Consider the following 14,611-nt stretch of genomic DNA (forward strand, 5'->3'; position numbering starts at 1 on the left):
CCCGGCGGCTACCTGCGGTAGCGTCGCGAGGGTGACCGACACCCACGACGCGCCGCCGGCCGACCCCCGGCTGGCCGCCTTCGAGCAGCACCGGCGGATGGTCTTCGGCATCGCCTACCGGATGCTCGGCAGCGTCGCCGACGCCGAGGACCTGGTCCAGGACACCTGGCTGCGCTGGAGCGGCGTCACCGGCCCGGTCGCGAGCCCCGGCGGCTTCCTGGCCCGGACGGTCACCAACCTCGCCCTCAACAGGCTGAACTCGGCCGCCGTCCGCCGCGAGTCCTACGTCGGCCCCTGGCTCCCCGAGCCGCTGGTCACCGAACCGGACGCGACGGACGGCGTCGAACGGGCCGAGACCGTCTCGATCGCCCTGATGGTGGTGCTGGAGAGCCTGTCGCCGCTGGAGCGCGCGGTGTTCGTGCTCAAGGAGGCCTTCGGCTTCACCTATCAGGAGATCGCCGAGGCCCTGGACCGCACCGAGGCCGCCTGCCGGCAGGTCGGCAGCCGGGCCCGGGCGCACGTGCGCGCCCGCCGCCCGCGCTACGACGCCCCGCCCGAGCTGCGCCGCCGGGCCACCGACGAGTTCCTGGCGGCCTGCGTCGGCGGCGACCTCAACCGGATGCTGGAACTGCTCGCCCCCGACGTCACCGGCTGGACGGACGGCGGCGGGGTGATCCGCGCCGCGCGGCGGCCGGTCACCGGCGCCGAGAACGTCGCTCGCTTCGTCCTCGGGGTGTTCCGCCGACTCGGCGAGTCGGCCGCCTCCCGTCCGGTCCTGGTCAACGGCGAGCCGGGTGTGCTGGTCACCGTGGACGGCGTGGTCGACTCCGTGGCGGTCTTCGAGTTCGCCGAGCAACCCGACGGCACCGTGCGGATCTGCGGGATCCGCGCCGTCCGCAACCCGCACAAGCTGGCCCACCTGGCCGGCCCGGCCCCCGACGGCGCCGCCGGCCGGCCCGGCCGGCCGGACCGGGCTTGACCCTCGACCAGGTCGAGCCCGCAGAGTCACCGGCATGGAGAGCGAGCTGCACAGCATCGGCGAACTGGCCCGCGCCAGCGGTCTGGGCGTCGGCACCCTGCGCTACTACGACGGCGCCCAGGTGCTCACCCCCGCCTGGGTCGATCCGCAGACCGGGTACCGCTGGTACCGGCCCGGCCAGCTCGCCGACGCCCGGCTGCTGGCCCGGCTGCGCCGGGTCGGTCTGCCGCTGGCCGGCATCCGCGCCGTGCTCGGCGCCGCCCCCGGCGGCGGCGAGGCCCGGAGGGTCCTCGACGCGCACCTGCGCCGCTTGGAGGACGGCCTCGCCGACGCCCGCCGTGAGCTCTCCCTCATCCACTCGATGCTCGACCAGAGGGAGCAACCGATGACCACCACCCCCGCCGGAATCCGGCTCACCGTCCCGGCCGGCGGCCTCGCGGCCGCCCTGGACGCGGTCCGCTTCGCGGTCGGCGCCGACCCGGAGCTGCCCACGCTCGCCGGCGTGCTCTTCGAACCCGACGGACCGGTGCTGCGCCTGGTCGCCACCGACCGCTACCGGATGGCCCTCGCCGAGGTGCCCGCCACCGGTGACGTGCCCGCGCGGCCGGTGGCCGGCACGCTCGTCCCGACCGCGCTGGTGGACGCCCTGCGGGCGCTGCTCGGCACGGGGACGGCCGAGGTGGCGCTCACCCTCGGCGGCGGAACCGTCCGGGCCGAGGCCGGGGAGCACCGGATCGAGGGCACCGTGCCGGACGCCGACTTCCCCGACCACCGGGCCGTCACCCGACTGGCACCGGAGCACCGGATCACCCTGGCCGCCGCCGAGCTGCGCGCCGCCGTCGAGACCGGCGCCACCCGCACCCTGCCCTCCGGCCCGCACGGTGCCGAGTGCGAGGTCACCGTCCTGACCCTGACCGGGGACGGCCGCCTGGCGGTCGCCGAGGAGCCGGACCCCGAGGGCTACCGACTGGCCGTCAACCGGGACTTCCTGCTCGACGCCCTGGACGCCGGGCGGCCCGGGCAGCTGCTCCTCGAACTCGGCGGCCCGATCGCCCCGTTGGCCGTCCGCACGCCCGGCCTGCCGGGCACCTTCTCCGTCCTGATGCCGATCCGGCTTCCCGAGTCCGCCTGACCGGGGGCCGGTGCGCGGGCTCTGGAAGGATCACCGCATGAGCCCGTACACCGATCCCCCCGCCGCCGAGGTCCGCGTCCCCGCCCCCGGCGGCGGCCTGCTCTGGGCGGAGCGCTGCGGCGCCGGCAGCCCGGTGGTGCTGCTGCACGGCTCCGGCATGGACTCCCGGCTGTGGGACGCCGTCGTCCCGGCGCTCTCCCGGCACCACGACGTGATCCGCTACGACGCCCGCGGCCTCGGCCGGTCCAGCGCGCCCGAGCGGACCTTCGACGACATCGAGGACCTGGGCGCCGTCCTGGACCACTTCGGCCTGCGCAGCGCCGCGCTGGTCGGTCTGAGCATGGGCGGGGAGACCGCGCTGGACTTCGCCCTCGCCCACCCGGGCCGGGTCGCCGCGCTCGGCCTGGTCGGCGCCTCGGTCTCCGGCCACGACTGGCCGCCGTCGCCGCAGACCGCCGCCTACGCCGAGGCCAGGCGGCGCGGGGACGCGGCGGCGCTGGCCGGTCTCGAACTCTCCGTCTGGGCTGCGATGGGCCGCGGTGCCCCGGGCGGCGAGCTGATCGCGGCGATGGTCGAGGAGAACGCGGCCCGCCGGATCGTCAGCGAGCACCACCTCGCGGGCGCTCCGGCCCGGGCGGCCGAGCCGGTCCTCGGCACCGTGGCGGCGCCGACCCTGGTCGTCCACGGTGACCGCGACCACCCGGAGATCGCGGCGATCGCCCGTCGGCTCGCCGCCGACATCCCCGGGGCCCGCGGCCACCTCGTCCCGGACGCTGACCACTACCTGCCGCTGCGCACCCCCGAACGGCTCACCGAGCTCCTGCTGGCCCATCTGGCCTGACCCCGGGCCCCGCCCGGCCCTCCGTGTTTGCTGCCGCTAGCACCCTGCTTGCATTTGCAAGCAGGGTGTTGCAGGCTGTCCGCATGGCCTCACTGAACGTCGGCCCGCTGGGCGAGTACATCCGCGAACAGCGCCGCAACGCCCAGTACTCGCTGCGGCAGCTGGCGGAGGCCGCCGGCGTGTCCAACCCGTACCTCAGCCAGATCGAGCGCGGGCTGCGCAAGCCGAGCGCGGAGATCCTCCAGCAGATCGCCAAGGCGCTGCGGATCTCGGCGGAGACGCTGTACGTCCAGGCCGGGATCCTGGAGGAGCGGCGGGGAGAGGGCCTGGAGCTGCGGGCCTCGATCCTGGCCGATCCGCTGATCAACGAGCAGCAGAAGCAGGCGCTGCTCGCGGTCTACGACGCCTTCCTCAAGGAGAACGCCGCGTCGAAGGACGCGGCCGTGTCGAAGGCGAGCGGCGAGTCGGCCCCCGCTCCGGCGGCCGACGGCCCAGCCACCCAGAACATCCACCGGGAGGACCGGTAACCATGCCCATCACCGACGAGATCAAGAAGACCCTCAGCGACCCGACCCCGCTGTACGCCCTGGCCGGCGCCGGGGACCTCGCGTACGAGAAGCTGCGCGAGGTGCCGGGCCGGGTCGAGGCGCTGGCGGCGGACCGCAAGGGCGCGCAGGAGATGGCCGCCTCCAAGCTCCAGGAGGCGCAGACGCTGCTGACCGGGGCCCAGGCCAAGGTCGCCGAGACCGTCACCACCCTGCCGACGGACCTCAAGGCTTTGCAGGAGCGGGCCCAGGGCTTCGCCCTGCTGCAGGTGGCCCGCGCGGTCGAGCTGGCGGTGAAGGCCAAGGAGACGTACGACGAACTGGCCGAGCGCGGCAAGGTCGTGGTGGACAAGGCCCGCCCGGGCGGGCCGGAAGAGGCCGGGCCGGCCGTCGAGCTGACGGTCGAGCCGGCCGTCGAGCCGACCTCAGAGCCGGCCGCAGGGCCGGTCGGGGCCGCGGACGGGCCGGTGGCCGAGGAGGCCGTCGAGCCCGCCCCGAAGAAGTCCGCCAGGGCCCGCAAGGACGCGGCCGACGCCGCGGAGTGACCTGGTGCCCCGCGGGGCACGACCGGTGACCGTGGGACGTTGACCCCGGTGCGGACGGTCGCCGTGCCAGGATGGGCGGCGGTCGCATCGCCGGAGTCGAGAGCAGAGGAGATCGAAATGGTCGGAGTGTTGCAGATTCTGGCCTTTTCCTACCTGAATCCGATCTGGTGGGCGACCATCGCGATCCTCGCCTACAAGCTGTTCGCCCTCGCCGACGCGGTCACCCGCCGCGAGGACGCCTACCGGGCGGCCGACAAGAAGACCAAGGGCTTCTGGGTGGCGATCCTGGCGATCTCCTTCGGCTGGGACTTCCTGTTCGGGGTGAACTTCTTCACCGGCATCGGCACCCTGGCCGGTCTGGTCGCCTCGATCGTCTACGTGGTGGACGTCCGCCCGGCGATCCGGGCGCTGACCGGAGGCGGTGGCGGCCGGGGCGGCCGGAGCAACACCGGGCCGTACGGCCCCTGGTAGGACCGGCAGCGGACAGTCCGACGGCCCGGGCGGGTGAACTCCCCGCCCGGGCCGTCGTGTTGGCTGTTCCGCCGTTCCGCCGTTCCGCCGTTCCGCCGTTCCGCCGTTCCGCCGTTCCGCCGTTCCGCTGTTCCGCCGTTCCGCCGTCGCGACGCCCGTCGCCGCGCTCCGGCCGTACGGCCGTGCGGCCGTCAGCCGAGGATCAGCTGCACCGGGTTGCGCTCCAGCAGCAGCACCGCGACGTCGTCCGTCAGCGCCCCGCCGTTCAGCTCCTCGACCTCGGCGATGGCGCTGTCGACCAGCCGCCCCCTGGTCAGCCCGGCCGCCTGGTGGTCGCCGACCAGGTCGGCGAGCCCGTCCTGGCCCAAGCGGCGCGATCCGGCCCCGACCCGGCCCTCGATCAGCCCGTCGGTGTAGAGCAACAGCCGCCAGCCCGCCTGGAGTTCGATCTCGTGGGCGGGCCAGGCGGCCTGCCCGTCGTGGCAGGGCAGCAGGCCGAGCGCGGGCCCGGCGAGGTCGGCGGGCAGGGTGATCGGCTCGTGGTCCCGGCCGAGCAGCAGCGGCGCCGGGTGCCCGGCGAGGTAGAGCCGGGCCCGCTCGCCGGTGCCGAGCGCGTCGAGGCCGCTCCTGCCGCTGCCGGGTTCGATGACCAGCATGCAGAGCGTCGCGAAGATCTCGTCGCTGCGCCGCTCGTGCTCCAGCACGTGCTGGAGGGTGGTGAGCAGGGCCTCGCCGGTGAGGCCGGCGAAAACCAGGGTGCGCCACGCTATGCGGAGCGCGACGCCGAGCGCGGCCTCGTCCGGGCCGTGGCCGCAGACGTCGCCGATCACGACGTGGACGGCGCCGTCGTCGGTGCGCACGGCGTCGTAGAAGTCGCCGCCGAGCAGCGCGCGGCGGCGGCCCGGCCGGTAGCGCCGGGTGAAGGAGAGCCCGGCGCCGTCGAGCAGCGGGGTGGGCAGCAGGTGGCGCTGGAGGCGGGCGTTCTCCTGGCCGCGCAACTCGGCCTCGACCAGGCGGCGCTGGGACTCGTCGGCGCGCTTGCGCTCGACGGCGTAGCGCAGGGCGCGGGCGAGCAGCGGGCCGTCGGTTTCGTGCTTGAGCAGGAAGTCCTGGGCGCCCGCGGCGACGGCGGCCGCGCCGAGTTCGGCACCGGCGGCGTCGGTGAGCACCACGACCGGGGTGTGCGGGGCGCGGCGGAGCAGCTCGTGCAGGCCCTCCAGCCCGTCGGAGGAGTCGGAGGAGCCGGAGGGGTGCGGCAGGTCGGCGGGCGCGGCGAGGTCGAGCAGCACGCAGCCGAACTCGGGGGTGCGGGAGCGCCCGCGCCGGGCCCAGGGGGCGGGCGGGGCGAGCAGTTCGGTGGCCTGGTCCAGGCCGCGGGCCCAGTGGATCTCGATCGAGGTGCCGCTGTCGGCCACCGCGGCCTTGATCAGCTGGACGTCCGAGGCGTCGTCCTCGATGACCAGCAGCCGCAGCGGCGCGTCGTCGGCCGGGCCGTCCGCGCCCGGGAGGCCGCCGGGCTCGGAGATGTGGGACGGGTGGGAGGCGTGCGCGGCCCGGGAGCGGGGGTGCGGTATCGGCGGGGCCGCCGTGGCCGGTCCGGTCGTGGCGCGGCTGCGGGCATGGCCGACGGGGGCGCCGTCATGGGCGCCCGGCAGGTCCGCGGCACCAGGTGCCCGCCCGTCTCCCGTTGCGGGCATCGGTGGTTCCTCCCTTTCCCCGACTGCGTAACGGTCGGCGTCCGTCCGCAGTGCCCGCCTGGCACCGCGCGTCGGGGAACTTCTCGCGACCATAACGTGATCTCCGGGGATTTCTCTGGCCGACCGGCGCCGTTGTGGTTATTGCCACGCCGGTGGCGGTGTGGTGACTGGACTCGGACGACGACCCGGTTCCCGGCCCGGTGGCTGCCGGGCGGCCCGGGGGAGGGAGCGGGACATGGTGCCGCGGATCACCCTGGTGGAGGGTGACATCACGGAGCAGCCGGTGGACGCGGTGGTGAACGCCGCCAACTCGTCCCTGCTGGGCGGTGGCGGGGTGGACGGTGCGATCCACCGCGGGGGCGGGCCGCAGATCCTGGAGGAGTGCCGCCGGCTGCGGGCCTCGCACTGGGGCAAGGGGCTGCCCACCGGTCGGGCGGTGGCGACGGCGGCCGGACGGCTGCCGGCCCGGTGGGTGGTGCACACCGTCGGGCCGGTGTACCGGGCGGAGGAGTACGAGGAGCGGGCGGAGCTGCTGGCCTCCTGCTATCGCGAGTCGCTGCGCACCGCGGCGGCGCTCGGCGCGCGCACGGTGGCCTTCCCGGCCGTGTCGGCCGGGATCTACGGCTGGCCGCCGGCGGACGCGGCCCGGATCGCGCTCGGCACCGTCGCGGAGGTGCTGGACGGCGGGGACGCGGAGGCGGGGGCGGAGCTGGCGGAGGTGCGGTTCGTGCTGTTCGGGTCGGAGATGTACGAGGTGTTCGAGCAGGCCCGGCGGGAGCTGTCCGGGCGGGACGGCTGACGGCGGGGGTGGGGCGCGGTGGGCGTGGTGCCGGCCGGGCGGCGTGTGGTGCCGTCGCTCGGCCGGGTCCATCGTGGCGTGCCGAGGCGTCAACACGCCAGAGTTATTCGATAACTCGTTCGAGTGAATGCGTCGGATCGCTCACCAGCTCCGGCGTGCACCAACCATCCGCGCGCTCCCCGGCCGGGCCGTACGACCGCTACGGCGCGAGCGCCGACCAGGGCACCGTGACCTCGCCCTGCCGCCACCGCCCGCGCGCGTCCACCAGCGGCCAACTGCCCGCCAGCGCCGTGCAGGCCGCCACCCAGCGCTGCCGCGCCCCGAACGCCCCGTACGGCGCGGCGGCCGCCCAGGCCCGGTCGAAGTCGGCCAGGAAGGCGTGCACCGGCCGCCCCGGCACGTTGTGGTGGATCAGCGCCTTCGGCAGCCGCTCGGCCAGGTCGGAGGGCTGGCCGAGGCCGCCCAGCCGGGCCGCGAAGGTCACCGTCCGGGGCCCCTCCGGGCCGAGCGCGACCCAGACGTGCCGCCGACCGATCTCGTCGCAGGTGCCCTCGACCAGCAGCCCGTCCGGGGCGAGCCGCGCGCACAGCCGCTCCCACACCCCGGCGACCGCCGACTCGTCGTACTGCCGCAGCACGTTGGCGGCCCGGATCAGCTGGGCCGGGGCGCCGCCGTCCAGCGGCACCTCGAAGCCCCCGCGCCGGAACGTGAGCAGCGGCGGCTCGGCGTACGGCAGCGCGGCGGCGACCCGCTCCGGTTCGATCTCGATCCCGACCACCCGGACGTCCGGCCGCACGGTGCGCAGCCGCCCGGCCAGCTCGACGGCGGTCCACGGGGCGGCGCCGTAGCCGAGGTCCACCGCGACCGGCGGGCGCCCGGCGGCGCGCAGCGAGCGGCCGAGGGCGTGGGCGATCCAGCGGTCCATCCGGCGCAGCCGGTTGGTGTTGGTGGTGCCCCGGGTGACCGTCCCCACCGGGCGTCCGGTCCGCCCGCGGGCGGGCGCGGCGGAAGCGGGATCGAAGGAGGCAGCCATGCCCAGAAGGGTAGTCGGGCCGCCGACGGCACCGTGCTGACCTGCGGCGACGGCACCCGCCCCGGTCGGTTGGCGGCGGCGGGAATGCCGGACGCGGTCCGTGCGGTTGGCACTCTGATGGTGATGTGTGCCCGGGACGGGGCAGCGCACACCGGACAACGGGCGGCCCGGCGCGGGCGGCCTTGACGGGCCGCACAGAGGAGGCTTCAGCCAGGTGATCCAGCACCCCGTCCGTTCGGTACGCCGTGCCCAGCCCGCCGCACCCGCGCGGGGCCGGCTCCAGTCGCTCGTCCCCGGCCGCCGTCGCCCACGCCGGATAGCCATGCTGAGCGTCCACACCTCGCCGCTGCACCAGCCCGGCACGGGGGACGCCGGCGGGATGAACGTCTACATCGTCGAGCTGGCCAAGCGCCTCGCCGACCTCAACATCGAGGTCGAGGTGTTCACCCGGTCGATCTGCTCGGACGACGCGCCGACGGTCGAGCTGGCCCCGGGCGTGCTGGTCCGCCACGTCACCGCCGGCCCGTACGAGGGCCTGGTCAAGGAGGACCTGCCGGCCCAGCTGTGCGCCTTCACCCACGGGGTGCTGCGCACCGAGGCGGGCCACCGCCCCGGCCACTACGACCTGGTGCACTCGCACTACTGGCTCTCCGGGCAGGTCGGCTGGCTGGCCGCGCAGCGCTGGGGGGTGCCGCTGGTGCACACCATGCACACCATGGCGAAGGTCAAGAACGCCGCGCTGGCCGAGGGCGACACGCCCGAGCCCGCGGCCCGGGTGATCGGCGAGACCCAGGTGGTGGAGGCGGCCGACCGGCTGATCGCCAACACCACCGAGGAGGCCGCCGAACTGGCGCTGCACTACTCCGCCCGGCCGGACCAGCTGGCCGTCGTCCACCCCGGGGTCAACCTGGACGTCTTCCGCCCCGCCGGTCCCGGGGCGCCCGCCGCCGCGCGGGCCCGGCTGGGCCTGCCGCAGGACGCGGCGGTGCTGCTGTTCGCCGGCCGGATCCAGCCGCTGAAGGCCCCGGACGTGCTGCTGCGGGCGGTCGCCGCGCTGCTGGGCCGCCGCCCGGAGCTGCGCGAGCGCCTGGTGGTGCCGGTGGTCGGCGGGCCGTCCGGCACCGGGCTGGCCCGGCCGGAGAGCCTGCACAAGCTCGCCGCCCAGCTGGGCATCGGCGACGTGGTGCGGTTCCACCCGCCGGTCGGCCAGCCGCAGCTCGCCGACTGGTACCGGGCGGCGACGGCGCTGGTGATGCCCTCGTACAGCGAGTCCTTCGGGCTGGTCGCGCTGGAGGCGCAGGCCAGCGGCACCCCGGTGGTGGCGGCCGCGGTCGGCGGTCTGCCGGTCGCGGTGCGGGACGGCGAGACCGGCACCCTGGTGCAGGGCCACGACCCGCTGGACTGGTCGCACGCGCTGGAGCCGTACGTCACCGACCCGGGCCTGGTCGCCCGGCGCGGCGAGGCGGCGGCCCGGCACGCGGCCCGCTTCGGCTGGGACACCGCCGCGGCGACCACCGCGGAGGTGTACGCGGGCAGCATGGCCCGCCCGGCCGGCCGGCTGGCGGCGGCCCGTCGCCGTCTGGCCTGAGCGGACGCCGGCCGGCGTCCACGCACGCCCCGGGCCGCCCGCCTCGGCCGCTCCGGGGCTGCGCCTGCCCGGTACCGGCGAGTAACGTCACCCCCATGGCAATCCGCACCAAGGACGAGGCCCTGACCCTCCTGCGCGCCGCCCTGGACGACACCGGGGTGGCCTGGGAGCCGGCCGCCACCGACCCGTACACGCTGGTGGCGGCCCTCCCGGGCACCCGGAAGCTGAGCACCACCTGCGCCCTGCGGGTCGGTGACCACACCCTGTCGGTGAACGCCTTCGTGATCCGCCGCCCCGACGAGAACCACGAGGCCGTCTACCGCTGGCTGCTGGAGCGCAACACCCGGATGTACGGCGTCGGGTACGCGGTCGACGCGCTCGGCGACGTCTACCTGGCCGGCCGGCTGCCGCTGGAGGCGCTCACCCCGCAGGTCGTGGACCGGCTGCTCGGGACGGTGCTGGAGAACGCGGACGAGCCCTTCAACACCCTGCTGGAGCTCGGCTTCGCCACCGCGATCCGGCGCGAGTGGGAGTGGCGGACCAAGCGCGGGGAGTCCACCCGCAACCTGGCCGCCTTCGCCCACCTGGCCGCCCCGCCGACCCCGGCGGAGGACGCCCCGGACGCCGGCTGACCCGTCCGGTCAGCCGACCGTCGGAGCCTTCGCCGGCTCCGCCGCGGGCGCCGCGGGCTCCGCGGCCGGTGCCGTGACCTCCGCCGCGGGCACCGGCACCGCCGTCGCCACGGGCCGGCGTCGGCCCACCGAGCCGGTCCGCCGGGCCAGCACCACGTACCCGAGCGCGGTCAGCGTCCCGACCGCCCCGCAGGCCGTCCAGAGCACCACCGGTCCGGCGTGCTGGAGCAGCAGCCCGCCGCCCGCCGGGCCGAGGAACGAGGCGAGCGACCAGGAGAGGCTGTGCACGCCCTGGTAGCGGCCGCGTCCGTGGGTCGGCGCCAGTTCGGCGACCAGGCCCATCATCACCGGCGTGTTGAGGATCTCGCCGACCGTCCAGACGGCCACCGAGAGCGCGAACAGCCAGGCCGAGGAGCCGGCCAGCGCGGCCAGTCCGAAGCCCCAGCCGGTGAGCAGGCAGCTGGTGATCAGCAGCCCGGTCCGCGAGCGGCCCTGCATCCACCGGGTGAGCGGGATCTGGAGGACCACGATCAGCAGCCCGTTCAGGCCGATGACCAGGCCGTACTCGGTGGAGGTGATGCCGGAGGCACCCATGTCCACGGCGAGCGTGGTGCTGCCCTGCTGGAAGACCAGCGCGAGCAGCAGGGTCAGGCCGACCAGCGCCATGAACGGGGCGTCCCGGAACACCGAGCCCAGGCCGATCCGCGGTTCCGCCGGGCCGTCCGTCCGGTCGTCCGGGAGCCGCGGCCTGGTCTCCGGGATCCGGACGAAGATCACCACCGCGCAGACCAGGGTGGAGAGCGCGTCCAGCAGGAAGAGCGTGAGGTAGCCGTGGGTGGCGATCAGGCCGGCCAGCGCGGCCGAGAGGCCGAAGCCGATGTTGATCGCCCAGTAGTTCAGCGAGTACGCGCGGACCCGGTCCTCGGCCGGCACCAGGTCGGCGATGATCGCCGAGGTGGGCGGGCGGGTGGCGTTGTTGCACAGGCCCACCAGGAAGGCCACCGCGGCGATCGCCACCTGGCCGTCCGCGAAGCCGAGCACGGCGGTGAACAGCGCGGTGCCGAGCTGGGCGGCGACCAGGGTGGGGCGGCGGCCGATCCGGTCGGCCAGCACGCCCGCGCCGATCGCGGCGACGGCCGAACCGAGGCCGAACAGCGAGGCCACCAGGCCCGCGTAGGAGGCCGAGTAGCCCCGGTCGACGGTCAGGTACAGGGCCAGGAACGTCACCACGAACGCGCCGAGCTTGTTCACCAGGGTGCTCACCCAGAGCCACCAGAACTCCCGCGGCAGCCCGCCCACCGTCTCGTGCACGAGTCTTCGGAACCGGGGGTTGGTGACCAGGGGGACGAGCATGTGGGGGCTCCCGTGGGCAGGCGTCCGCCGAGCGGTTCGGCAGGCCCGGTCAGCCGACGCATGTAAGTGTCAGATGCGCGGGTCACACATTACACAGCGACGGAAGGTCCCCACCAGGGGTTTTCCGGCCCCCACTAAGCTGGGGGCCATGGCTGACACGACGTACCGACTCATCCTGCTCCGCCACGGCGAGAGCCAGTGGAACCAGAAGAACCTGTTCACCGGTTGGGTCGATGTCGACCTCAACGAGAAGGGCGAGAAGGAGGCCGCCCGCGGCGGCGAGCTCCTGGCCGCCGAGGGTCTGCTCCCCGACGTGCTGCACACCTCGCTGCTGCGCCGCGCGATCCGCACCTCCCAGATCGCCCTGGACAAGGCCGACCGGCACTGGATCCCGGTCAGCCGCAGCTGGCGGCTGAACGAGCGCCACTACGGTGCGCTCCAGGGCAAGGACAAGGCCCAGACCCTGGCCGAGTTCGGCGAGGAGCAGTTCCAGCTGTGGCGCCGCTCGTACGACACCCCGCCGCCGGTGCTGGCCGACGACGCCGAGTACTCGCAGGCCGGTGACGCCCGCTACGCCGAGATCCCGAGCGAGCTGCGTCCGCGCACCGAGTGCCTGAAGGACGTCGTCGAGCGGATGCTCCCGTACTGGTACGACGCCATCGTCCCGGACCTCGCCGCCGGGAAGACCGTCCTGGTCACCGCCCACGGCAACAGCCTGCGCGCGCTGGTCAAGCACCTCGACGGCGTCTCCGACGAGGCCATCGCCGGCCTGAACATCCCGACCGGCATCCCGCTGGTGTACGAGCTGGACGCGGACTTCAAGCCCCTCACCCCGGGCGGCCGCTACCTCGACCCGGACGCCGCCGCGGCTGCCATCGAGGCGGTCAAGAACCAGGGCAAGAAGTAGGCCACTTGCCGCTACGGCCCCGCCGCCCGGTCGGACCGGGCGGCGGGGCCTTCGTTCGTTTTCGGTCGGTTCGGGGTCAACCTGCTTGCCTGGTCGGTGAGTTGGGTAGGCGCGAAAATGGTTCAGACCATTGACGGCCGCCGTCGGCGGCTCCTACCGTGAGGGCACCGGACTGGCGCAGGCATGCCAGGATCTCCCCGTCCGGGCCGCCGCACCCCCACGCGCGCGCGTCTGCGCCCCCGGCGCACACTCCATCCACCCCCACGGAGGAGCACCATGCGCACACGCCACATCGTCGGGGCGGCCGTCGCCGCGCTGGCGATCCCGCTGACCCTGGCCTTCCCGGCCTCGTCCCACGGCTGGATCTCGACCCCGCCCAGCCGGGCCGCGCTCTGCGACACCCACGTGGACGGCGTCCCGTGGGACTGCGGCGACATCCAGTGGGAGCCGCAGAGCGTCGAGGGCCCCAAGGGCTTCCCGGCACTCGGTCCCTCGGACGGCACCATCTGCGCCGGCGGCAACGCGCGCTTCGCCGAGCTGGACGACCCGCACGCGGGCGCCTGGCCGACGACGCCGGTGACGGCGGGCCAGCAGCTCACCTTCACCTGGAAGTTCACCGCCCGGCACGCGACCTCGGACTTCCGGTACTACATGACCAGGCCGGGCTACGACGCGAGCCAGCCGGTCACCCGGGCCAACCTGGACCTGACGCCCTTCCTGACCGTCCCGTTCGGCGGGGTGCAGGTGCCGAGCACGCTCAGCCACACCGCGACCATCCCGAGCGGGCGGACCGGCCACCAGGTGGTCGTCGCGGTCTGGAACATCGCCGACACCCCGAACGCCTTCTACTCCTGCACCGACGTCACGTTCTGACGCACCCGGGGGCACACCCGTGGGCACGCGCGCGGTCGCCCGCGCGGGCGCGCCACGGAACCCCCGCGGACACGGACGAGGTGCACGGCCGCCGGAAGACCGTGCACCTCGGGGGCGCCTCGTGCGGGGGGCCGCTCAGTGGCCACCGCAGCAGCCGCCGTCGGCGCCGCCGCACTGGCAGGGCGCGCCGGACTGGCAGCCGCAGCCGCAGCCCGGGCCGCAGCCGCAGCCGGCGGCGAGGACGGGGAGCAGCTTCGGGGCGGGTGGCTCGACGGTGTCGTGGGCGGTTGCCGGTCGGGTCGGGTGGGCCTTCATCGAGCTTCCCTCCTTGTGACGGGCACGGTCCTGTGCCCCCAATGTCGAGTGAAACCGCCGAACGGAGGGGGCGTCAACGGGCGCGCGGTGGTGGGGCGCACGGGAGACCGTGCGCCCGCACCACCCTCGTCACGGGTTTACTCACCCCTCGGGGTGAGCCGCCGGCACCACGACCGGCGGTCAGTCGACCGGCGCGGCCTCGGCTGCCTCGGTGGCGGCCACGAACTCCGCCACGTGCTCCCCCGTCACCAGGTACACCACGCGCTTGGCGACCGACACCGCGTGGTCCGCGAAGCGCTCGTAGTAGCGGCCGACCAGGGTGATGTCGACGGCGGTCTCGATGCCGTGGTGCCAGCGCTCGTCGATCAGGTGCGACAGCAGCTCGCGGTGCAGGGTGTCGATCGCGTCGTCGTCCTGCTCCATCTCCAGCGCCTTGTCGACGTCCTTGGTGGCGATGACCAGGCCGGCCTTGGCCACCAGGCGCTGGGCGAGCTGGCCCATCTCCAGGACGGTGGAGTGCAGGTCGCTCGGCACGGCGGTGTCGGGGTAGCGCATCCGCGCGACCTTGGCGACGTGCCGGGCGAGGTCGCCGCAGCGCTCCAGGTCGGCGCTCATCCGCAGCGACGTGACGACGATGCGCAGGTCGGTGGCGACCGGCTGCTGGCGGGCGAGCAGGTCGATGGCCCGGTTCTCCAGCTCGTGGTGCAGCTCGTTGACCTTCTCGTCGGCGGCGATCACGCTCTCCGCCAGCGCCAGGTCCGCGTCGAGGAGTGCGGTGGTGGCGCGGCCCATCGCAGAGCCGACCAGCCGGGCCATCTCGACCAGGCTGTCGCCGATCGCATCGAGTTCCTCGTGGTACGCGTCGCGCATGTTCTCTCCTCAGTAGCTGTGTCGGTGGCGG

Annotated in this window: 16 protein-coding genes; 11 read left to right on the forward strand and 5 right to left on the reverse strand. The window is 74.9% G+C overall.

What is annotated here, in order from left to right; genetic code table 11:
* Positions 1–31 precede the first annotated feature (31 nt).
* The 6 genes from ACWD4P_RS07215 to ACWD4P_RS07240 all read left to right on the forward strand — a co-directional run bounded on the left by ACWD4P_RS07215 (position 32) and on the right by ACWD4P_RS07240 (position 4,513).
* Positions 32–979, forward strand: a complete 948-nt coding sequence (locus ACWD4P_RS07215; protein WP_449778864.1) for an RNA polymerase sigma-70 factor — start codon at positions 32–34, stop codon at positions 977–979.
* A gap of 34 nt (positions 980–1,013) precedes the next feature.
* Positions 1,014–2,111 (forward strand): DNA polymerase III subunit beta family protein, encoded by a 1,098-nt coding sequence (locus ACWD4P_RS07220; protein WP_449778865.1) that lies wholly within the window; start codon positions 1,014–1,016, stop codon positions 2,109–2,111.
* 37 nt (positions 2,112–2,148) lie between these two features.
* Entirely contained in the window at positions 2,149–2,952 is an 804-nt protein-coding gene (locus ACWD4P_RS07225) for an alpha/beta fold hydrolase (protein ID WP_449778866.1), read from the forward strand.
* Positions 2,953–3,035: 83 nt separating this feature from the next.
* The gene (locus tag ACWD4P_RS07230; protein WP_449778867.1) at positions 3,036–3,479 is read left to right on the forward strand and encodes a helix-turn-helix domain-containing protein; all 444 of its coding nucleotides are present in this window, start codon (positions 3,036–3,038) and stop codon (positions 3,477–3,479) included.
* A 2-nt stretch (positions 3,480–3,481) separates the two neighbouring features.
* Complete coding sequence (locus ACWD4P_RS07235; RefSeq protein WP_449778868.1) at positions 3,482–4,042, forward strand: hypothetical protein; 561 nt, start codon at positions 3,482–3,484, stop codon at positions 4,040–4,042.
* Between the two features lie 117 nt (positions 4,043–4,159).
* Positions 4,160–4,513 (forward strand): DUF2516 family protein, encoded by a 354-nt coding sequence (locus ACWD4P_RS07240; protein WP_359828888.1) that lies wholly within the window; start codon positions 4,160–4,162, stop codon positions 4,511–4,513.
* 191 nt (positions 4,514–4,704) lie between these two features.
* Here the strand turns inward: ACWD4P_RS07240 and ACWD4P_RS07245 are convergent, their stop codons facing one another.
* Positions 4,705–6,210: a PP2C family protein-serine/threonine phosphatase gene (locus tag ACWD4P_RS07245; RefSeq protein ID WP_449778869.1), complete on the reverse strand. Its 1,506-nt coding sequence runs from the start codon at positions 6,208–6,210 to the stop codon at positions 4,705–4,707.
* A gap of 235 nt (positions 6,211–6,445) precedes the next feature.
* Here ACWD4P_RS07245 and ACWD4P_RS07250 point away from each other — a divergent pair, with 235 nt between their 5' ends.
* Positions 6,446–7,009 (forward strand): O-acetyl-ADP-ribose deacetylase, encoded by a 564-nt coding sequence (locus ACWD4P_RS07250; RefSeq protein WP_449778870.1) that lies wholly within the window; start codon positions 6,446–6,448, stop codon positions 7,007–7,009.
* A gap of 199 nt (positions 7,010–7,208) precedes the next feature.
* Here ACWD4P_RS07250 and ACWD4P_RS07255 read toward each other — a convergent pair whose 3' ends face one another.
* Complete coding sequence (locus ACWD4P_RS07255) at positions 7,209–8,042, reverse strand: methyltransferase domain-containing protein (protein WP_359828894.1); 834 nt, start codon at positions 8,040–8,042, stop codon at positions 7,209–7,211.
* 217 nt (positions 8,043–8,259) lie between these two features.
* Here ACWD4P_RS07255 and mshA point away from each other — a divergent pair, with 217 nt between their 5' ends.
* Both mshA and ACWD4P_RS07265 read left to right on the forward strand, forming a co-directional pair.
* Positions 8,260–9,630 carry a D-inositol-3-phosphate glycosyltransferase gene (gene mshA, locus ACWD4P_RS07260; protein WP_449778894.1) on the forward strand — a complete coding sequence of 457 codons (1,371 nt, stop codon included), beginning with the start codon at positions 8,260–8,262 and terminating at the stop codon, positions 9,628–9,630.
* Between the two features lie 95 nt (positions 9,631–9,725).
* Positions 9,726–10,262, forward strand: a complete 537-nt coding sequence (locus tag ACWD4P_RS07265; RefSeq protein WP_449778871.1) for a YbjN domain-containing protein — start codon at positions 9,726–9,728, stop codon at positions 10,260–10,262.
* Positions 10,263–10,271: 9 nt separating this feature from the next.
* On the opposite strand, the gene ACWD4P_RS07270 is transcribed toward ACWD4P_RS07265, so the two are convergent.
* Complete coding sequence (locus ACWD4P_RS07270) at positions 10,272–11,615, reverse strand: MDR family MFS transporter (RefSeq protein WP_449778872.1); 1,344 nt, start codon at positions 11,613–11,615, stop codon at positions 10,272–10,274.
* 148 nt (positions 11,616–11,763) lie between these two features.
* Between ACWD4P_RS07270 and ACWD4P_RS07275 the strand changes: the two genes are divergently transcribed.
* Both ACWD4P_RS07275 and ACWD4P_RS07280 read left to right on the forward strand, forming a co-directional pair.
* A complete protein-coding gene (locus tag ACWD4P_RS07275; RefSeq protein ID WP_359830330.1) occupies positions 11,764–12,522 on the forward strand; it encodes a phosphoglyceromutase in 759 nt (252 codons plus the stop codon).
* A gap of 276 nt (positions 12,523–12,798) precedes the next feature.
* Positions 12,799–13,395, forward strand: coding sequence for a lytic polysaccharide monooxygenase (locus ACWD4P_RS07280; RefSeq protein WP_359830328.1), 597 nt, complete (start codon positions 12,799–12,801; stop codon positions 13,393–13,395).
* 135 nt (positions 13,396–13,530) lie between these two features.
* Here ACWD4P_RS07280 and ACWD4P_RS07285 read toward each other — a convergent pair whose 3' ends face one another.
* Both ACWD4P_RS07285 and phoU read right to left on the reverse strand, forming a co-directional pair.
* Positions 13,531–13,710 carry a hypothetical protein gene (locus ACWD4P_RS07285; RefSeq protein ID WP_359830326.1) on the reverse strand — a complete coding sequence of 60 codons (180 nt, stop codon included), beginning with the start codon at positions 13,708–13,710 and terminating at the stop codon, positions 13,531–13,533.
* A gap of 180 nt (positions 13,711–13,890) precedes the next feature.
* The gene (phoU, locus tag ACWD4P_RS07290; protein ID WP_359830323.1) at positions 13,891–14,580 is read right to left on the reverse strand and encodes a phosphate signaling complex protein PhoU; all 690 of its coding nucleotides are present in this window, start codon (positions 14,578–14,580) and stop codon (positions 13,891–13,893) included.
* Positions 14,581–14,611: the final 31 nt, after the last annotated feature.

It is taken from the genome of Kitasatospora sp. NPDC002543 (assembly GCF_053594915.1).

Coding starts and splice junctions, on each gene's coding strand:
- ACWD4P_RS07220 (WP_449778865.1), top strand. CDS start 1,014: ATGGAGAGCGAGCTGCACAGCATCGGCGAACTGGCCCGCGCCAGCGGT.
- ACWD4P_RS07225 (WP_449778866.1), top strand. CDS start 2,149: ATGAGCCCGTACACCGATCCCCCCGCCGCCGAGGTCCGCGTCCCCGCC.
- ACWD4P_RS07230 (WP_449778867.1), top strand. CDS start 3,036: ATGGCCTCACTGAACGTCGGCCCGCTGGGCGAGTACATCCGCGAACAG.
- ACWD4P_RS07235 (WP_449778868.1), top strand. CDS start 3,482: ATGCCCATCACCGACGAGATCAAGAAGACCCTCAGCGACCCGACCCCG.
- ACWD4P_RS07240 (WP_359828888.1), top strand. CDS start 4,160: ATGGTCGGAGTGTTGCAGATTCTGGCCTTTTCCTACCTGAATCCGATC.
- ACWD4P_RS07245 (WP_449778869.1), bottom strand. CDS start 6,210: ATGCCCGCAACGGGAGACGGGCGGGCACCTGGTGCCGCGGACCTGCCG.
- ACWD4P_RS07250 (WP_449778870.1), top strand. CDS start 6,446: ATGGTGCCGCGGATCACCCTGGTGGAGGGTGACATCACGGAGCAGCCG.
- ACWD4P_RS07255 (WP_359828894.1), bottom strand. CDS start 8,042: ATGGCTGCCTCCTTCGATCCCGCTTCCGCCGCGCCCGCCCGCGGGCGG.
- ACWD4P_RS07265 (WP_449778871.1), top strand. CDS start 9,726: ATGGCAATCCGCACCAAGGACGAGGCCCTGACCCTCCTGCGCGCCGCC.
- ACWD4P_RS07270 (WP_449778872.1), bottom strand. CDS start 11,615: ATGCTCGTCCCCCTGGTCACCAACCCCCGGTTCCGAAGACTCGTGCAC.
- ACWD4P_RS07275 (WP_359830330.1), top strand. CDS start 11,764: ATGGCTGACACGACGTACCGACTCATCCTGCTCCGCCACGGCGAGAGC.
- ACWD4P_RS07280 (WP_359830328.1), top strand. CDS start 12,799: ATGCGCACACGCCACATCGTCGGGGCGGCCGTCGCCGCGCTGGCGATC.
- ACWD4P_RS07285 (WP_359830326.1), bottom strand. CDS start 13,710: ATGAAGGCCCACCCGACCCGACCGGCAACCGCCCACGACACCGTCGAG.
- phoU (WP_359830323.1), bottom strand. CDS start 14,580: ATGCGCGACGCGTACCACGAGGAACTCGATGCGATCGGCGACAGCCTG.